The sequence below is a fragment of the Actinoplanes flavus genome, from assembly GCF_017592555.1.
Taxonomy (GTDB): Bacteria; Actinomycetota; Actinomycetes; order Mycobacteriales; family Micromonosporaceae; genus Actinoplanes; species Actinoplanes flavus.
Map to the genome: position 1 here is coordinate 364,238 of NZ_JAGFNS010000001.1, position 18,416 is coordinate 382,653.

The 18,416-nt window shown below is 73.4% G+C and carries 11 protein-coding genes and 1 pseudogene; 4 read left to right on the forward strand and 8 right to left on the reverse strand.

Annotated elements, in window-relative coordinates; all coding sequences use genetic code 11:
* Positions 1 to 2 precede the first annotated feature (2 nt).
* The 5 genes and pseudogenes from J5X75_RS01685 to ftsY all read right to left on the reverse strand — a co-directional run.
* Positions 3 to 2,174 (reverse strand): annotated as a pseudogene (locus J5X75_RS01685) ([protein-PII] uridylyltransferase); the annotation flags it as partial.
* Between the two features lie 191 nt (positions 2,175 to 2,365).
* Positions 2,366 to 2,704: a P-II family nitrogen regulator gene (locus J5X75_RS01690; protein ID WP_183216535.1), complete on the reverse strand. Its 339-nt coding sequence runs from the start codon at positions 2,702 to 2,704 to the stop codon at positions 2,366 to 2,368.
* Positions 2,705 to 2,740: 36 nt separating this feature from the next.
* Positions 2,741 to 4,126, reverse strand: coding sequence for an ammonium transporter (locus J5X75_RS01695; protein ID WP_307797885.1), 1,386 nt, complete (start codon positions 4,124 to 4,126; stop codon positions 2,741 to 2,743).
* A 238-nt stretch (positions 4,127 to 4,364) separates the two neighbouring features.
* The gene (locus J5X75_RS01700; RefSeq protein ID WP_208465368.1) at positions 4,365 to 5,162 is read right to left on the reverse strand and encodes an aminoglycoside phosphotransferase family protein; all 798 of its coding nucleotides are present in this window, start codon (positions 5,160 to 5,162) and stop codon (positions 4,365 to 4,367) included.
* 37 nt (positions 5,163 to 5,199) lie between these two features.
* A complete protein-coding gene (ftsY, locus tag J5X75_RS01705; RefSeq protein WP_208465369.1) occupies positions 5,200 to 6,381 on the reverse strand; it encodes a signal recognition particle-docking protein FtsY in 1,182 nt (393 codons plus the stop codon).
* 139 nt (positions 6,382 to 6,520) lie between these two features.
* On the opposite strand from ftsY, the gene J5X75_RS01710 reads away from it, so the two are divergent.
* Entirely contained in the window at positions 6,521 to 8,200 is a 1,680-nt protein-coding gene (locus J5X75_RS01710; protein ID WP_208465370.1) for an alkaline phosphatase D family protein, read from the forward strand.
* Positions 8,201 to 8,204: 4 nt separating this feature from the next.
* Here J5X75_RS01710 and J5X75_RS01715 read toward each other — a convergent pair whose 3' ends face one another.
* From J5X75_RS01715 to J5X75_RS01725, 3 genes are all read right to left on the reverse strand, one after another.
* On the reverse strand, positions 8,205 to 8,819 hold the full coding sequence (locus J5X75_RS01715) for an HAD family hydrolase (protein ID WP_208465371.1): 615 nt from the start codon (positions 8,817 to 8,819) through the stop codon (positions 8,205 to 8,207).
* A gap of 8 nt (positions 8,820 to 8,827) precedes the next feature.
* Positions 8,828 to 12,409 carry a chromosome segregation protein SMC gene (gene smc, locus J5X75_RS01720; RefSeq protein ID WP_208465372.1) on the reverse strand — a complete coding sequence of 1,194 codons (3,582 nt, stop codon included), beginning with the start codon at positions 12,407 to 12,409 and terminating at the stop codon, positions 8,828 to 8,830.
* A 203-nt stretch (positions 12,410 to 12,612) separates the two neighbouring features.
* Positions 12,613 to 12,807: a hypothetical protein gene (locus tag J5X75_RS01725; RefSeq protein WP_183216550.1), complete on the reverse strand. Its 195-nt coding sequence runs from the start codon at positions 12,805 to 12,807 to the stop codon at positions 12,613 to 12,615.
* Between the two features lie 652 nt (positions 12,808 to 13,459).
* Between J5X75_RS01725 and J5X75_RS01730 the strand changes: the two genes are divergently transcribed.
* From J5X75_RS01730 to J5X75_RS01740, 3 genes are read left to right on the forward strand one after another with little or no spacing between them, the layout of a single operon-like run.
* Positions 13,460 to 14,995 (forward strand): DUF3492 domain-containing protein, encoded by a 1,536-nt coding sequence (locus tag J5X75_RS01730; RefSeq protein ID WP_208465373.1) that lies wholly within the window; start codon positions 13,460 to 13,462, stop codon positions 14,993 to 14,995.
* Positions 14,992 to 17,481, forward strand: coding sequence for a hypothetical protein (locus tag J5X75_RS43850; RefSeq protein WP_238487115.1), 2,490 nt, complete (start codon positions 14,992 to 14,994; stop codon positions 17,479 to 17,481). The genes J5X75_RS01730 and J5X75_RS43850 overlap by 4 nt, the downstream gene beginning before the upstream one ends.
* Positions 17,478 to 18,035 carry a spherulation-specific family 4 protein gene (locus J5X75_RS01740; RefSeq protein WP_208465375.1) on the forward strand — a complete coding sequence of 186 codons (558 nt, stop codon included), beginning with the start codon at positions 17,478 to 17,480 and terminating at the stop codon, positions 18,033 to 18,035. The genes J5X75_RS43850 and J5X75_RS01740 overlap by 4 nt, the downstream gene beginning before the upstream one ends.
* The last annotated feature ends 381 nt before the right edge of the window (positions 18,036 to 18,416 follow it).

The following is an 18,416-nucleotide window of genomic DNA, read 5'->3' on the forward strand; positions in this document are numbered from 1 at the left end:
CGCTAAACCGCTGCCAGGACGGCCGCCGCCACCCGGTCCCGGTCGGCCGGGGACCAGGTGCCGACCAGGTAGAACGCGTCCACCACGTCGGTGCCGAGAGTGGAGATCCGGGCGGCCCGGATCTCCGCGCCGGCCTCGTCGAGGGCGTGCGTCACCCGGTACAGCAGGCCGGGCGAGTCGGCGGCGCGCAGCTCCAGCACGACCGCGTCGGTGGCCACGTCACGCTGCCAGACCACCCGGGGCGAGGCGGTGCCGCCGCGCGCGCTCATCGCGCGGGCGCGGACCCGCTGGGTCACCGAGACGTCGCCGGCGCCGACACGGCGCAGATCGGCCGCGAGAGCAACCGGATCGTACGGCGACCCGTACCGCGGTTGGGTGTAGAACTCGACGATGGCCCGCCCGTTCACCGTGACGGTGTTGGCGCCCACCACGTCGAGCCGGTGCATGGCCAGGCAGGCGGCCACCCCGGCGAGCAGTCCGCGCCGGTCGGCGGCGGCCACCGCGACCCGGTCGCCGTCCAGGTGCACCACCGGCAGCGTCCCGTCGAGCAGTTCCGGGTCGGGTTCCGGCGGCTCCGGGAGGGCGCCGGTGTCGAGGGCGGTGTGCACCTTGCCGACCAGCTCGGCCATCAGCCGGCCCTTCCAGTCGGACCAGGCGGCCGGACCGGTGGCCCGCGAGTCGGCCCGGGCCAGCGCGTGCAGCAGGTCGACGGTGGCCGGGTCGCCGATCGCCTCGGCGACCGTGGAGATGGTCTTCGGGTCGCTCAGGTCGCGGCGGGTGGCCACGTCGGGCAGCAGCAGGTGCAGCCGGACCATCTTCTCGACGCATGCCACGTCGGCGGGCGGCAGGCCGATCCGGGTGGCGATCTCGGCGGCGATCGGTGCGCCCACGATGCTGTGGTCGCCGGGCAGCCCCTTGCCGACGTCGTGCAGCAACCCGCCGATCAGCAGCAGGTCGGGCCGGTCCACCTCGCGGGTGTAGGCGGTCGCCTCGTAGGCGGTCTGCACCAGGTGCCGGTCGAGGGTGTACCGGTGGATCGGGTGGTGTTGCGGGAGGCTGCGCATCCGGGCCCACTCGGGCAGCCAGGTGTCGATCAGGCCGTACCGGTCGCAGGCCTCCCAGGTGGGCAGCAGGCCGGGGCCGGAGCCGAGCAGCGAGACCAGCGCGGCGCGGGCGGCGGGCGGCCACGGGGTGGGCAGCGGCGGGCAGAACGAGGCGAGCCACTCGCTGGTGGCCCGGGCGATGGGCAGGCGCACGATGGCGGCCGCGGCGGCCACCCGCAGCGACAGGCTGGGGTCGGGCACCGGCCCGATGGCGGTCCGGGCGAGGACCAGCTCACCGTCCTGTTCGACGACGTCCCGGGCGACCGGGCGGCGGGACGGTGGACCGGACGGGCCGCTTCGGCGGCGGCCGCCGCGCAGCCGGTCGATGGCGCGCCAGGCGTCGTCGACGGCGTGCGCGATGGTCCGGGCGTCACCGGACACCCGGCGCAGCAGCGTGTCGGTGTCCTCGATGTCGAGCAGGTCGGCAACGGCCTTGCGTTCCTGGGCGACGAGCCGGTCCACCCGGCGGCCGACCGCCAGGTGCAGGGCGTCGCGGGTGTCGAGCAGGCGCAGCGTGGCGGCGCGCACGGCGGGCCGCATGGTGTCGGCGATCCCGGCCCGGCCGACGCCGCGCAGCAGGGTGACGTCGCGCAGCCCGCCGCAGGCCTCCTTGAGGTCGCCCTCGAGCAGGAAGGCCAGCTCGCCGTGGCTGGTCCAGCGGGCGGTGGTGAGTTCCTTGAGCTGCGGCACGAGGCGTACCGCGGTCCGCCGCCACTGGTCCGAGGCGGCCGTGATCAGTTCTTCGGAGAGCGCCGGGTCGCCGGCCACGTGCCGGGCGTCGAGCAGCCCGAGGGCCACCTTCACGTCGTCGTGGGCGACGGAGAGCGCCTCGGGGAGGGTCCGCACCGAGTGGTCCAGGCCGAGGCGGGCGTCCCAGATCGGGTACCAGAGGGCGGAGGCGATCCGGTCGATGCCGGCCGCGCCGCGGTGCAGCAGCACCAGGTCGAGGTCGCTGTAGGGCGCGCAGTCGCGCCGGCCGAGCCCGCCGACCGCGAGGAGGCTGACCCCGGGCAGGTGGGACGGGAAGAGCTGCCGGAGCCAGACGTCGAGCGCCGCCGCCCCCCCGGGCCGGGGGGGGGGGGCCCGGGGGTGGGGGTGTTTTTTGGGGGGCCGGGACGCGCGGCCGTCCCCTGCCGCCGCGCGCCGCCGCCCGCTCGTCGCGGGCGGCGGCGCCGATGTGTTCCTTGAGTTTGTCGAGCGAGCCGCCTGCGGCCGGGCGCGCCGGAGGGGCCGGCGGCTCGCTCAACGGGTTCGTCATCGGCTCAGAGGGCGTCGAGGCCGCGCTCGCCGGTACGGACCCGGACCACCTCGTCGACCGAGGTGACCCAGACCTTGCCGTCGCCGATCTTGCCGGTCCGCGAGGCGGTGACGATGGCGTCGACGATCTTCTCGACGTCGATCTCGTCGGTCAGCACCTCGACCTTGATCTTGGGCAGGAACTCGACGGTGTACTCGGCGCCCCGGTACACCTCGGTGTGGCCCTTCTGCCGGCCATATCCCTGTACCTCGCTCACGGTGAGCCCGGCGACGCCCAGGGCGTGCAGAGCCTCCTTCACCGCGTCGAGCTGGTACGGCTTGATGACCGCGGTCACCAGCTTCATGCTCAGTCCTTCCATCGGTGCAGCCATCGGGGGAATTTAGCCGGAAACCTTCTGGCTGACGGAAGCCTTGCCGTCAGCGTCCACGGTCTCCTTCTGGCCGATGCCGGCGAGAGCGAACGCGCCGCCGTTGCCGGAGCCCGCGGCCGGGGTGAACTCGTAGCCGGTCTCGCCGTGTGCGGCGATATCGATGCCGCCGACCTCGGACTCCTCGCTGACCCGCAGGAGCTTGACGGCCTTGAGGGCCAGGGCGAGGACCAGCGCGACCGCGAAGGAGTAGACCGTGACCAGGGCGCTCGCCTCGAACTGGCGGAGCAGCTGGGTGGCGCCGCCGCCGTAGAAGAGACCGTTGCTGGCGTTGAGGATCTTCTCGTCGGTGATGCCGGCGTTGACGGCGTCGGTGGCGAAGAAGCCGATCGCCAGGGAGCCGATCCAGCCGCCGACGAAGTGGACGCCGACCACGTCGAGCGAGTCGTCGTAGCCGAACCGGTACTTGAGGCCGACCGCGAGGGCGCAGACCGCACCGGCGACCAGACCGATGAGCACGGCCGGCAGCGGGGCGACGAAGCCACAGGCCGGGGTGATGGCGACCAGACCGGCGACCGCGCCGGAGGAGGCGCCGACCAGGGTCGGCTTGCGGTCCCGGATCCACTCGACGGCGACCCAGCCGAGGAGCGCGGCGGCGGTGGCGACCTGGGTGTTGATGAAGGCGATGACGGTGGTGCCGTCGACGGTCAGCTCGGAGCCGGCGTTGAAGCCGAACCAGCCGAACCACAGCAGGCCGGCGCCGAGGGCCACGAACGGCACGTTGTGCGGCCGCATGTTCTCCTTCGGCCACCCGATGCGCTTGCCGAGCACCAGCACCAGGGCCAGGGCCGCGGCACCGGCGTTGATGTGCACCGCGGTGCCACCGGCGAAGTCGAGGGCACGGATCGTGGTGCCGATGAAGCCGCCGCCCCAGACCATGTGGGCGACCGGGATGTAGACCAGGGTGAACCAGCCGAGCGCGAAGAGGACCCAGCCGCCGAACTTCATGCGGTCCGAGACCGCGCCGCTGATCAGCGCGACGGTGATGACGGCGAACATCATCTGGAAGACCAGGAAGGCGTACGTCGGGATGCCGGTGTTGGCCCCGAAGAACAGCCACTCCTCGCTGATCTTGGCAACATCGGTACCGAGGTAGTCGAAGTTGCCGATGATGTTCTGGAGGCCCGCGCTCTCGTTGACACCGAAGGCGAGGGTGAAGCCGTAGACGACCCACAGGACGCTGACGAGCCCGATCGCGGAGAAGCTCATCATCATCATGTTCAGGACGCCCTTGGACCGGTTGAGGCCACCGTAGAACAGCGCCAGACCCGGTGTCATGAGCAAAACGAGCGCAGACGACAGGAGCAACCAGGCGGTATTGCCGGTGTTGATCTCCACGCTGCCTCCTCTCGGAATAAGGTGTCCTCTCACACCGGACCTGGGGCGGCGTCGCCTGTCGGCCGGTTCGGCGGGAAGCCTTCCGGTCGGCTGTTTCGAGCACGGTCTACACGCGATTTCCAGAACGTCACGCGTTGTTTCCGACGTGTGAAGAAAAGCTCACAGTCGATATGATCAAGCCCCGTGAGCTGCGACGATATCGCCGTTTTTCGCCCGGGTCGAGGCACTTCCCGCGGGCTCAGCGCAACGCGTACTCGAGGATGTGGCGCTCGTAATCGAGGAGGCGGAGATCGCGCATCGGGCGGCGCAGATGGCCCTTGTGCACGATCCGTACGAACGCCGGATCACCGGCCGCGGCCATCCGCCGGATCCCCTCGACGTGGTCGACGATCCGTTTCCGTATGGTCCGCACCAGCCGGTGCCGGTCCCGCGGGATCAGCCCGTACGCGTCCGCGAACAACCGCAGCCGCCGCGGCCGGTTGGGCCGCTTCCACCCGAGGGTGTACGAGTCCCGGTCGCTGAACAGGGGCACCCAGGTCCACGCCGCGTAGGCCACGTCGTAGAGCCGGGACCCGGGCGAGGCCAGGTCGAAGTCGATCAGCGCGAGCGTCCCGTCCGGCCGCCACACCACGTTGTGCGGGGCGGCGTCGTGGTGGCAGATCACCTCGGTGTCCGGCGGGGGCGGCCCGAACGAGCGCCAGACCGCGCCGGGCGGGGGGACGAAACCGTACTGCGCGTCGTGGAACATCCGGAGCATGGTGGCGACGGTGACCAGCGCCTCCTCGGTCACCCAGTGGGGCGCCAGCGGGTATTCCCCGCACTCGCCGTCCAGGTAGGAGAGGACCTCCCGGCCCTTCTCGTCCATCCCGAGGGCCCGCGGCGAGCCGGTGAACCCGACCCGTTCCAGGTGATGCAGCAGGCCGTGCACGGCCGGCGTCCACGGCCCCGCGTTCCGCCGGACGGTGTCACCGATCCGGGAGACCGTGCTGACGTTGCCACCGTGCAGCGGTATCTCGCGCACCGGCTCATGCGTCACTCACGGCCTCCCAGGTTCAGATGACACAACGGTGAGCCTACGCGTCCCCACCAAGGAGGGCCTCGACGAACGCGGCGGGCTCGAACGGCGCCAGATCGTCCGGACCCTCGCCCAGACCCACCAGCTTGACCGGGATGCCGAGTTTCCGCTGCACGGCGATGACGATGCCACCCTTGGCGGTGCCGTCGAGTTTGGTGAGCACCACGCCCGTGACATCCACCACCTCGGTGAAGACCCGGGCCTGCTCGAGACCGTTCTGCCCGGTGGTGGCGTCCAGCACGAGCAGGGTCTCGTCGACCGGGCCGTGCTTCTCCACCACCCGCTTGACCTTGCCCAGCTCGTCCATCAGGCCGACCTTGTTCTGCAGGCGGCCCGCGGTGTCGATCAGCACGGTGTCCACGTTCGTGTCGATACCCCGCTTCACGGCGTCGAACGCCACGCTGGCCGGATCTCCCCCTTCCGGGCCGCGGACGGTCTCGGCGCCGACCCGCTCACCCCAGGTCTGGATCTGGTCGGCGGCGGCCGCCCGGAACGTGTCGGCCGCGCCGAACAGCACGGTACGGCCGTCGGCGATCAGCACCCGGCCGATCTTGCCGCAGGTGGTGGTCTTGCCGGCCCCGTTCACGCCGACGACCAGCATCACGGCGGGCCGGCCGTCGTGCGGGGTGGTCTTGAGGCTGCGGTCCAGCTCCGGCTCGAGGGCCGCGACGAGCTCCTCGGCGAGCTGGTCGCGCACCTCGGAGACGGTCCGGGTGCCGAGGATCCGGACCCGCTCCCGGAGCCGCTCGACGATCACCTGGGTGGCCTCGACCCCCACGTCCGCGGTGATCAGGCTCTCCTCGATCTCGTCCCAGTCGTCGTCCTCCAGGTGGTCCCGGGAGAGCACGCTGAGCAGGCCCCGGCCGAGCACCGTCTGGGAGCGGGCCAGGCGGGCGCGCAGCCGGACCAGACGGCCGACCGAGGGCTCCGGCGTCTCCAGAGCCGGTTTCTCGACGACCGGCTCCTCCACGACCACCGGCGCCGGGGGTTCGATGAGCGGCGGGATCTCCTCCTCGACCGGCGGCACCGTGGGCGCGACGGGCGGGCGCTCCAGGGTGGTGGTCTTGCCCGGTGCGGGCGGCGGCGGGAGCTCCCGGCGGCGCATCCTCGGCACCACCAGCCCGACCGCGCCCACGACCAGGACCACGAGAAGGATCACTGCGGCGACCACGTATTCCATGCCCGAATCCTGACAGATGAGCCGTCCGGCCGTGGGAGAGGTCACGGCACTGGCGGTTCCGGGCCGTCCTGCCGGAGGATGGGTCGCCCCCTTCGACAGCGTGGAGGACCCCCATGCGGCACGCCCCCGGACCGCTCCGGTGACCGCTCAGCTTCTCATCGGCCCGGTGCTGCGCCGGGTCGTCGACGACCGCGCCACCCTGTGGCTGGAGACCAGCGAGCCCGCCCGGGTGCGGGTCGAGGTGGAGAGCGCGGGCGCCGGCTCGGCGCACACCTTCTCGGCGTACGGGCATCATTACGCGCTCGTGGTGGTGGACGGCCTGTCCCCGGATTCCGCGAATCCGTACCGGTTGTTCCTCGACGACCGGCAGGTCTGGCCGGAGGCCGGCGCGGAGCACCCGCCGCCGGTCATCCGCACCCGAGCCGCCGACGACCGTGAGCAGCCGGTGAGCCTGGTCTTCGGCTCGTGCCGGGAGGCCACCCCGTCGGCGAGCAGCCGCCGGTTGCCCCCGGACGCGCTGGACGCCTACGCCCGTCGTCTGATGGCCGACCCCTCGCAGCACCCCGACCTGCTGGTCCTGCTCGGCGACCAGGTGTACGCCGACGAGACCTCGGCCCGGGTACGCCGTTTCCTGCGCCGCCGTCGCCGCGACGGGCACGCGGGCCCGGAGAACCAGGTGGTCTCCTTCGAGGAGTACACGAAGCTGTACCTGGAATCCTGGCGTGACCCGGAGGTGCGCTGGCTGTTCAGCACCGTGCCGAGCGTGATGATCTTCGACGACCACGAGCTGATCGACGACTGGAACACCTCGGCGTCCTGGCGTGCCGACATGGCCCGGGAGCCGTGGTGGCGGGAGCGGATCGCCGGCGGCCTCGCCTCGTACTGGATCTACCAGCACCTGGGCAACCTGAGCCCGGACGAGCTGGCCGCCGACCCGCTGTTCCAGAAGGTCTGCGCCGCCGGGGACGCCACCGAGCTGCTGCGCGAGTTCGGCCGGCGGGTGGACGAGCCGGAGTCGGCGGAGAACACCGACGTGCCGTACCAGTGGAGTTTCGCCCTCGACCTGGGCCGGACCCGGCTCGTGGTGCTGGACAACCGGTGCAACCGGGTGCTGACCCCGGGCGCCCGGGCGATGCTGCCGCCCGCCGAGTGGAACTGGTTCCTGAACCGCGCCCACGGCGACTACGACCACCTGGTGATCGGTTCGTCGCTGCCGTGGCTCATGCCGCCGGCCATCCACTACCTGGAGGCGTGGAACGAACGGCTCGCCGAGTCGCACCGGCCCCGGGTGGCCGCGTTCGGCGAGAAGGTCCGGCGAGCCTTCGACCTGGAGCACTGGGCCGCGTTCGGCAAGTCGTTCGCGGCGCTGGGCGAGCTGTTCCGGCGGCTCGGCGAGGGCGCCCCGGCCACCGAGGGGCACCGGGTCGGCGCCGGCGAGGTGTACGCGGCGCCCGCGTCGATCAGCGTCCTCTCCGGCGACGTCCACCATTCCTACGTGGCCCGCGCCGACTTCGGTCACCCCATGACCACGCCGGTGTACCAGCTCACCTGCTCGCCGATCCACAACGAGGTGCCGCTGCCGATGCGCCCGCTGATGCGGATCGCCTGGTCGCGTGCGGTGGCGCAGGTGGCCCGCGGCCTGGCTCGCACCCTGTCGGTGCACAAGCCGGCGCTGCGCTGGAAGCGGCTGGCCGGCCCGTACTTCGGCAACGCGGTCGGCACCCTCCGTCTGGACGGCGCGACCGCGACCGCCCGCATCGAGGGCACCACGAAGGACGGCGGGCTGGTCGAGGTGGCGGCCGCCGTCTACCACCCCTGACCGGTCACTCCGGCAGGTCGAGGACCTTACGCAGATAGGGGACGTGCTCGGGCCCGGCCCAGCGGTAACCGGACAGCCCGGCCGAGCGCGCCCCCCGGATCACCCGGTCGTCGTCGTCGACGAAGAGCACGTGCTTGGGCAGCTCGCCGATCGCCTGGCAGGCCTGCTCGAAGTACTCCGGGGCCGGCTTGTGGACCTTCAGCTCCCACGAGCTGAGCACCAGGTCCACCTCGGCGGTGAGCCCGAGCGCGTCCAGGTCGCCGCGGAGCCGGTCGGTGGCGTTGGTGGCGATCGCCACCTTGCGGCCGCCGGCCCGCACCTCCCGTACGAAGGCGAGCGCCTCCGGGTCCACCTCGCCCCGGTACGCCTGCCAGGCCGCGACCGCCGCCGCGGCCTGGTCCCCGGGCAGCGGCAGCCGGTCGGCGACCAGTTTCATCCACTCGGCGTCGGTGATCTCCCCGGCCATCGCGGGCCGGTAGATGTCCCACGACATCGCCGTCTCCAGCAGTGCGGCGGGTTTCAGCCCGTGCTCGACCTCGACGGCGATCATCGGGGCCGGATCCCAGCGGCGCAGCACGCCGTCCAGGTCGATCAACAGGGCCCGGGCGCGGTCGCGCATGCTGTTCCTTACTCCTCCGGGTCGCGGTTGAGCCGCTGGCTGATCACCTGGGTGACGCCGGCGCGCATCGTGACGCCGTACAGGGCGTCCGCGACCTCCATCGTCCGTTTCTGGTGCGTGATGATGAGCAGCTGGCTCTTCTCGCGAAGCTGCTGGAAGAGGGTAATCAACCGGCCCAGGTTGACGTCGTCGAGGGCCGCCTCCACCTCGTCCATGATGTAGAAGGGCGAGGGCCGGGCCCGGAAGATGGCGCACAGCATGGCCACCGCGGTCAGCGAACGCTCGCCACCGGAGAGCAGCGACAGCCGCTTGATCTTCTTGCCCGGCGGCCGGGCCTCCACCTCGACGCCGGTGGTGAGCATGTCCTCCGGGTCGGTGAGGATGAGCCGGCCCTCACCACCGGGGAAGAGCACCTGGAAGACGGTCTGGAACTCCCGGGCGGTGTCCTCGAAGGCCGACGTGAAGACCTCCAGGATCCGGTCGTCCACGTCCTTCACGACGGTGAGCAGGTCCCGCCGGGTGGCCTTGAGGTCCTCCAGCTGGTCGGAGAGGAACTTGTACCGCTCCTCCAGGGCCGCGAACTCCTCCAGCGCCAGCGGGTTGACCTTGCCGAGCAGGGTGAGGTCCCGTTCCGCCTTGTTGGCCCGCTTCTCCTGGGTGGGCCGGTGGAACGGCACCGGCTCGGGCGCCGGCTCGCCGTCCTTCTCGGCCTGCGCCACGTCGGCCTGGGTCGGCGGCACCAGCTGGTCCGGGCCGTACTCGCTGATCAGCGTCTCGACGTCGAGCGAGAAGTCCTCGGCGGCCTTGGCCTCCAGCTGGTCGATGCGCATCCGCTGCTCGGCGCGGGCCATCTCGTCCCGGTGCACCTCGCTGGTGAGCCGTTCCAGCTCGGCGACCAGGCGCTTGGCCGTCGCGCGTACCTCCTGGAGCTCCGCCTCCCGGCTGGTCCGCGCCTGCGCGAGCTGGTCGCGGTGCTCGGCCGCGGCGACCACGGAGACCGCGACCCGTTCCAGCGCGGCGGCCGCGCCGAGCGCGACGGCGCGGGCGATCTCGGCGCCTCTCGCGCGCGCGGCCCGCCGCGCGGCGGCCCGTTCCCGGGCCTGCCGCTCCGCGTTGGCCTGGCGCATCAGCGAGTCGGCTCGGCCCGCGATGGAGGAGACCCTCTCCTCAGCGGTACGGACGGCGAGCCGCACCTCCATCTCGTTCTGCCGGGACTGCGGCACGAGGGCGGCCAGCCGGTCGCGTTCCTCGGTGGACGGCTCCTCGTCGAGCGGGGTGTCCTCGGCCAGCCGTAGCCGCTCCTCCAACTCGGCCACCCGCATCAGGTCGGTCTCCCGGGCGGCCTGCGCCTTCTGGAGGGACGCGCCGAGCCGTTCGGTCTCCGCCTTGGCGGACCGGGCGGCGGCGCCCAGCTCGGCGAGCCGGCGGGCGGCCGCGTTGCGCTCGCCCTCGGCGGCCCGCTTCTCCTGCGCGGCCACGCCGACCGCCTGCTTGAGCTCGGCCACCTCGGCCCGGGCCTCGCCCAGCCGCTCCTTGATCTCGGCGATGCCCTGCTCGGCGGCGGCCCGCCGGGCCTTGGCCTCGTCGACCGCGGCCTGCACCTCGATGTAGCTGGTGGCCTTCGCCGAACCGCCGGCCGCCGCGTAGGCGCTCAGCACGTCGCCCTCCGGCGTCACGGCACGCAGTTCGGCGTTCGCCGCGATCAGGCTCGCCGCGGCGGCCAGGTCGGGGACCAGCACCACGTCGCGCAGCGCCCGGTTGAGCGCGGGCCGGATCTGCTCCGGGCAGTCGATCACCTCGGGCGCCCAGACGGCGCCCTCCGGCAGCTGCGGCCGCAGGCTCGCGAGCGAACCCCGCATGCCCGGCCCGGCGGATCCGGCGACGACCAGGTCGGCCCGGCCCGCGTCGGCGATCTTGAGGGTACGCATGGCCTCGATCGCCTCGTCCACGCCGGCCAGGGCGACCGCGTCGGCCAACCCGCCCAGCGCGGCGGCGAGCGCCACCTCGTGACCCGGCCGGACCGTCAGCATCGAGGCGAGGCTGCCCAGCAGTCCCGGCACCTGGCCGGCCCGGGCCAGCAGCGCCCCGGCGCCGTCCTTGCGCTTGAGGCCCATGGCCAGGGCTTCCTCGCGCGCCTTCCAGCTGGCCGCGTCCTTCTCGGCGGCCCGCTCGGCGTCGTTCAGCTCGCGGACCACGGCCGCGGCCCGGTCGTGCGCGGCCACCGCCTCGTCGTGCCGCGCGTCCAGCTCGGCGTTGTCCCGGTCGGCCTCCGTCGACTCGGCGGAGACCAGGTCGACCTCGGCCTGGGCGGCCTCGGCCCGCATCATCGCGTCGTCGTGCGCGGCGGCGAGCCGCTCGATCTCCTCGGCCGCGCTGCTGGTACGGGCACGGGCAGCGTTCACGTTGCCGGTGAGCTTGGCCAGGCCCTCGCGCCGGTCGGCGATCGCCTTGGCGGCGGTCCGCAGCTCGCCCTCCGCGGCGGCCAGCTGGCGTTCCAGGTCCTGCCGGTGCTCCACCGCCTCGGCCAGGCGCATCTGGTCCTCGGTGAGCGCCTCGCGGAGCTCCTCCTCCTGCTCGCGGACCCGCTCGGCCTCGGCCTCCAGCATCTCCGGGTCGCGGCCGGGACGCTCGTCGTCGGGGGTGGCCGCCAGGTGCCGCAGCCGCTCGGTGGCCAGCTGCTCGGTGGACCGGAACCGCTCCTGGAGGGTGGACAGCTTGTACCAGGTGTCCTGCGCCGCCGCCAGCTGCGGAGCGTCCTCGGCGTGTGCCAGTTCCAGGTCGGCCAGCCAGCGCTGGACCTCGCGGTTCTCCTCCTCGACCTGGCCGCGGCGCTCCCGCATCGCCGACTCGTCGGCGATCTCCTTGTCCAGCGTGGTGCGCAGCGTGTGCAGGTCGTCGGCGAGCAGGCGCAGCCGGGCGTCGCGCAGGTCGGCCTGGATGCCGGCCGCCCGCCGGGCCACCTCGGCCTGCTTGCCGAGGGGCTTCAGCTGCCGCCGCAGCTCGGTGGTCAGGTCACCCAGGCGGTTCAGGTTGACCCCCATGGCGTCCAGCTTGCGGATCGCCTTTTCCTTGCGCTTGCGATGCTTCAGTACGCCGGCCGCCTCCTCGATGAAGGCGCGGCGGTCCTCGGGCTTGGCGTGCAGCATGGCGTCGAGCCGGCCCTGCCCGACGATGATGTGCATCTCCCGGCCGATGCCGGAGTCACTGAGCAGTTCCTGGATGTCGAGCAGCCGGCAGGAGTTGCCGTTGATCTCGTACTCGCTCGCCCCGTCCCGGAACATCCGGCGGGTGATCGACACCTCGGTGTACTCGATCGGCAGAGCGCCGTCGTTGTTGTCGATCGTGAGGGTCACCTCGGCGCGGCCCAGCGGCGCCCGGCCGGCCGTGCCGGCGAAGATGACGTCCTCCATCTTGCCGCCGCGCAGCGCCTTGGCGCCCTGCTCGCCGAGAACCCAGGCGATGGCGTCGACGACGTTGGACTTGCCGGAGCCGTTCGGCCCCACCACACAGGTGATGCCGGGCTCCAGCCGCAACGTGGTGGCGGAGGCGAAGGACTTGAAGCCCTTGACCGTCAGGCTCTTGAGGTGCACGGATCTCCGAGAAGGGTCGGCCGGGTAGGTCTGCTGGGAGGCAGGCTACCCGCCGGTGCTGTCCAGCAGCGGAATCACGTGGGTAAAAAGCTGCGCGCCGCCACGGGAGTGGAGGCGCGCTTTTTCTTCTGTGCGTCTGGTGTGCGAGGGGATGGTGACGCCGGCCGGCTACCCCGCAGTGCCCACCGGCATCAGGACGGAGCTCAGGTCAGGGCGGGCTCGGTCAGCCGCGCGAAATCGTCTGCCTCCACCGCCGCCGCGGCGAGACGATCATTCTCCGCCCTGAGGCGGGTGACCTCGAACTCCAGGGCCTGCACCCTGGAACGCAGTCGGGTGACCTCGTCGAGGAGGCGCCGGTCGGGCGCCGCACCTACGTGGCCAAAGAGGGCCTTCGCCATCGTGACTCCTTGTGACGCGCTGCGTCTCGATTTGTGATGCGTTGCCGGATAAGCCGGCCAACGTGGCGCCCAGCGTGCTGACTCAGTACGCAGTAACCAACTCAGTGCGAACTGAACGCACCACATGCTCACGGGCACGCGTGAACACAGAATCCCGCCAAGAACTCAGCGAGGCTCTAGATGGTGCAAGGACCCAAGCCACGAATGATCCGGGGCATGAGTGGGCGCGACTGGCGACAACTCCATAGTCCGCCGATACCCACTCTCCGTCAAGCCGAGGCTGAGCCGGGGGCGTGCCGGAGTCGGGTGAATCACGCCACCACAGCGTTCCAGCAGGGATTATGCCCACTCGGAGGGCATCTCGACCCCATCCGGCACCACCGTTTTCGGCCAGATCCGACGGTCCGGCCCCGGGGTCGGGACGGGGTGCCCGAAGGGGTTCGTGAGCCGGCCGCGCGGCCATCGTGGCGGCACGGACGGGTGGAGATCGACGGACGGTACGGGCGCGAGCGCGGGAAGTAGGCGCGCACGTCATGGCCTTTCGGGTAAAACCGGGCAAAGCTGGCCGACAAACCCGTATAAATGGGACGTAATTGTGTCGCCTAGCCGACATGCTCCGGTGACTTCTGCGGTTTGTGTCGTTGCCTCCAGCGTGAATCCGACCCCGTCACGCGAGCGCATCTGTCTGCTCACCGGCGGCGGGTACCCGTACCGGCGGGACGCCCTCGGCGGATGGTGCCGGACCCTCGTCGAAGGGCTGCGCCGGTTCCGCTTCGAGTTGCTGACCGTCACGGACCGTGAACCACCGTCCGCGCCGGCGTACCCGCTTCCGTTCAACGTCGCCTCGGCGCGCGCCATCGCGCTCGGCCGCGACCCGGCACGTGCCGGCCGCCGGCGCGGCGCCGCGCCGGACGACGCCGCCGAAACCGCCGCCCTGCTCTGCCGGGGCCTGTTCGGCGACGCCACCCCGGTCGCCGCCCTGTTCGGCGACGGCCTGCGCCGCGTCGCCCGGCTCTGCCCGCCCACCGAGGACTCCCGGCGCGCCGACCCGCTGTCGTCGCTGCCGCTCACCGAGGCGCTGCTCGAGGCATGGCGGCAGCGCCAGGCCGACGCCTCGGACGGGCAACCGCCGATGCCCCGGCTCAGCGTTCGCGACGCCCGCACCGCGGCCACCCTGATCCGGCACGCCATGCGGGCGCTGGCCGTCCCGCTGCCGGAGGTGGGGCTGGTGCACTGCGTGGGCGGGACCACGCCGCTGCTCACCGCGCTGGCCGGGCGCTGGCGGACCGGGATCCCGCTGCTGCTCACCGAGGCGCGCACCGCGGTGCACCGGCAACGGCCCGCCGAGGAGCGGCTCTCCCCCGGGGTACGCACCGTGCTGCGCCGGTTCCGCACGTCGGTCGCCCGCACCGGGTACGCCGAGGCGGAACTGATCGCGCCGCTCTCCACCTATCACCACGGCTGGGCGCTGGAACACGGCGCACAGCCGAACCGGCTCGTCCAGGTGCCGGCCGGGGTCGACCCGCGGGAGTATCCCGGAGCCGCCGAACCCGCCGGGACACCGACCGTGGTGTGGGCCGGCAGCGGTGGGCCGGACAGTGGGCTGTCCTGTGTGCTGGAGGCGTTCACCGAGGTGGCGGCGGCCGTACCGGGGGCGGTGCTGCACCTGGTCGGGATCACCGCGGCCCACGAGGAGCAGTGCGCCGACCAGATCGAGCGCACCGGGCTCGGCCGGGCCGTACGGCTGCACCCACTGCCCGCCGATCCGCGCGACCGGTACACCGTCGGGCAGGTGGTGGCGCACGTTCCGGGGCCGGCGGATCCGCCGTACCGGCTGGTCGAGGCCATGATGTCCGGCCGTGCGGTGGTCGGCGTCGACATCGGGCCGGCCGGCGAGACCCTCGGCGACACCGGTCTGCTGGTGCCGCCCGGTGACCCGTCCGAGCTGGCCATCGCCATCGTCGGGTTGCTCCGGTCCCCGGACCGCCGCCGGGCGCTCGGCGAGGCCGCCCGGCAGCGTGCCCTCACCCACTTCACCGTCGACCGGGTGGTGCGGGTGTACGGCGCCCTCTACACCGACCTGGCCGCGCCACCCCCGGCGCCGGCCTTCGAACTGGCACTCACCGTTCCCGCGCCCCGGATCACCACGCCGGCGACCGTGCGCTGGCTAACTCGGGAGAAGGTATGAGGATCAACCCCCCGCGCGGCACGGGCGGGACGACGACGACGCGTTCCGTACGGGTCCGCAACCGCCGTCGGCTGAACGCCGCCACCGACCCCCGGTACGTCGCCGGGAACCAGCCGGAGCTGACGCCACCACGGCGTCGCACCGGCCGCCACGCGGCCGGTGACCCGGAGGTGGAGACCGCCACCGGGCCGGAGACGCCGGAGGTGGAATCCCCGGCTCCGGCCTGGGACCCCTGGGCGGCGGCCGAGAACAAGCTTCCGGCCGCGAGCATCACCGACCCGTTGGAGGGTTCGGGGATCGTGGACGGGCGGGCCTTCTGGGCCGGGGCCCCCGCGGCCGCCGTTCCGCCGGGTGCTCCCGCCGGAACGGGCGCAAGCCGCTGGAGCGGCCTCACGGAGCCACCCGTCACTCCCCCGGACCAGAGCGGCCTCCGTGCCCCGGCCGTCGGCGCCGCCCCGGATCGGACCGGCACGAGCGGAACCACCGCCCCGGAATGGGCCGACGCCAACGGGCACACCGCCCGGGAATGGGCCGACGCCGACGGGACCACCGCCCGGGAATGGGCCGGCACGAGCGGGACCACCGCCGAGGAATGGGCCGACGCCGACGGGACCACCGCCCAAGAGTGGGCCGACACGAGCGGGACCGCACCGGAATGGGCCGCGACCAGCGGGCACACCGCCCGGGAATGGGCCGGCGCCGACGGGACCACCGCCCCGGAATGGGTCGACGCCGACGGGCACACCGCCCCAGAGTGGGCCGACACCGACGGGCACACCGCCCCAAAGTGGGCCGCCACGAGCGGGACCGCCTCGGAATGGGCCGCGCCCAACGGGCACACCGCCCGGGAATGGGCCGGCGCCGGTGGGCACACCGCACCGGAATGGGCCGACAGCAGCGCGAACGCCGCACCGGAATGGGCCGACAGCAGCGTGAACGCCGCACCGGAATGGGCCGGCGCCAGCGGGCGCACCGCACCGGAGTGGACCGACACCGGCACGAACGCCGTCGAGGTCTGGGGCGGGGCGCCGGAGAGCGGCTTCGCCGGAGGTCGGGATACCGCGGCCGGCGACCACCTGACCGGCTCCTGGGTCTGGCCCGCGGGCGCGCTCACCGGCACGCCCGACGCCTGGGCCACCGGGACCGGTGCGGTCGAGGGGTTGCCGGTACGGGGGTGGGAGAGCGACGGACTCCGGGACGAGCCGGCCGGGAGTGTCTCCCTCCATGGCGAGGCGGGCGCGCGGGACGCGTACCCGGAAAGGAGTGAGCGCGAGAACCGGCCGGCCGGACGGCGGCGCTCGGAGCGGGCGACGCGTACCCGGCGCGCTCCCGGCGGGTTTCTGAGCGCCGCGCTGGTCCGGTGCGGCCTGTATCTCGGGCCGCTCAGCGTGGCCGTCGCCGGGGCGGAGTCGCTGGGACGGGTGGCCTGGCCGGTTTCGGCGGTGACGCTGCTGCTCGGATGGACCGCCGCGCAGGGGCTGGCCGCCATGGGGGTCAGCGTGGCCCGCCGGGGCGGCCCGGCCGCCGCGGCACGGATGGTGGCCTCCGGTTTCGCCGGGGTCATCGGACTCTGGTTCGCGCTCGTGTGGGTCGCGCCGGACGTGCTGCTCGGACCGGACCGGGCGCTGGCCGCCACGGTCGGGCTGGGCGGGCTGATCAGCCTCGGCTGTGTCACCGCGGCGCTCGTCACCCGGGCCGAGGGCGCCGTGGCCGCCTGGTTCACGCCGTGCTGGCTGCTCGCCGCCGCGACCATGGCCGATGCCGCCGGGCTGGACCGGATCGCCGCCGTACCGGTGGAGACGCTGCTTCCGGCGGCGATCGTGGCGGTGACGGTGCGCGCCTTCCGGCCGGCCATGCTCGGGCGGGTCACCCGGCCCGCCCGGCTCACCCCGGCCGAACGGCGGCGCGGTGTCGCCTACCTGGTGATCGGGGCCGCTCAAGCGATCAGTGTGGTGCTGCTCTGGCGGGGCGGGCCGGCCGTCATGCCGGTGCCGGCGGTGCTGCCGTTGCTGGTGGCGGTGCCCGTGCTGGAGGGGTTGATCGGCTGGCACACCGCCCGGCTCGACGCGGGGCTGGACTCGGCCGAGACGCCGGAGGAGTTCGACCGCCACGTTCGCAACGTCACCGCGATCACCCTGGCCGGGCTGGTGCCGCCACTGGCCGCCGGATGTGGGCTGCTGCTGGCCGCGTACCGGCTGCCGTTCGGGTTCGCCGGAGTGCCGGGCGCCAGTGACGCGGTGCTGGCGCTGGCCGCCGGCACCCTGCTCGGCGGGGTGTTCGCGGTCACCTTCCTGCTGGCGGCCCGGTCCCGGCACGCGATCGCCGCCGTCCTGGCCGCCTTCCCGCCGATCGCCGCCGCGGTGCTGGCCCTGTCCGCCCCGCCGGAGGGGATGCTGCCCGCCGCCGTCGCCGTACTCGCCGCGACGCACCTCGCCGGCCTGCTCATCGTCGCCCTGACCGCCGCCGACCTTCGGAGGACGCCGTGAAGACCCTCTTTCCCCCGTACGCCCACCCGTCACCCTGCCTGGAACTCGACGCCGACACCTGGATCGTCCGGGAACAACCCGGCGACCGGCGGACCCTGCACCAGTCGCTGGGCCGGATCGACCTGGACTGGGGCAGCCGTTCCCTGGCCGACGTGCTCACCGACGTGGACGCCTGGCGGGCCGACGGGGTGGAAGGGCTGTTCCTGGACCGGGCGCCGGCCGGGTCGGGCGGGGTCGGGCCGGTCGCGCTGACCGTCCGCCTGGCCGCCCGGCGCGGGCTGCACCGGGTGGTGCTGAACCCCGGGGTGCCGACCCATCCGCTCTACCGGGACCTCGGGGTGCGGATCTGCACGTTCGAGGGGCCGTGGTCGGCCTACCAGAGCTGGGACGGCGACGGGGTGCGGCCCGGGGACGGGCACATCGTCCACGGGGTGCCGGCCCCGCTGCTCACCGCCGCCCGGCGCCTGATGGGCCGCCGGGGCGCCGGCTTCGGCCTGGCCACCGACGCGACCCCGCGCCTGAACGCGGCAACCGCCTCCCGAACCGCCGGCTGAGCGCGCCCGCGCCAGTGCGCCGGCCGCGCCCCACTCGCGAGTCGAGCGCGCCCCACCCGCCCCCGCTCGCGAGCTGAGCGCGGCCACCCGTGCGCTGAGCGCGAGCTGAGCGCGGCCACCCGCTCCCGCCCGCGAGTCGAGCGCGGCCACCCGCTCCCGCCCGCGAGTCGAGCGCGGCCACCCGCTCCCGCCCGCGAGTCGAGCGCGGCCACCCGCCCCCGCCCGCGAGTCGAGCGCGCGGCCACCCGTGCGCTGAGCGCGCCCCCACCCGTGCGCTGAGCACGCTCCCCGCGGGCCCACCTCATCCCACCCGTGGGGGGGGGGGGGGCGGGCCCCCCCCCCCGGGGGGGGGGGGGGGGGGTGGTGCGCCCCCCGGGGGGG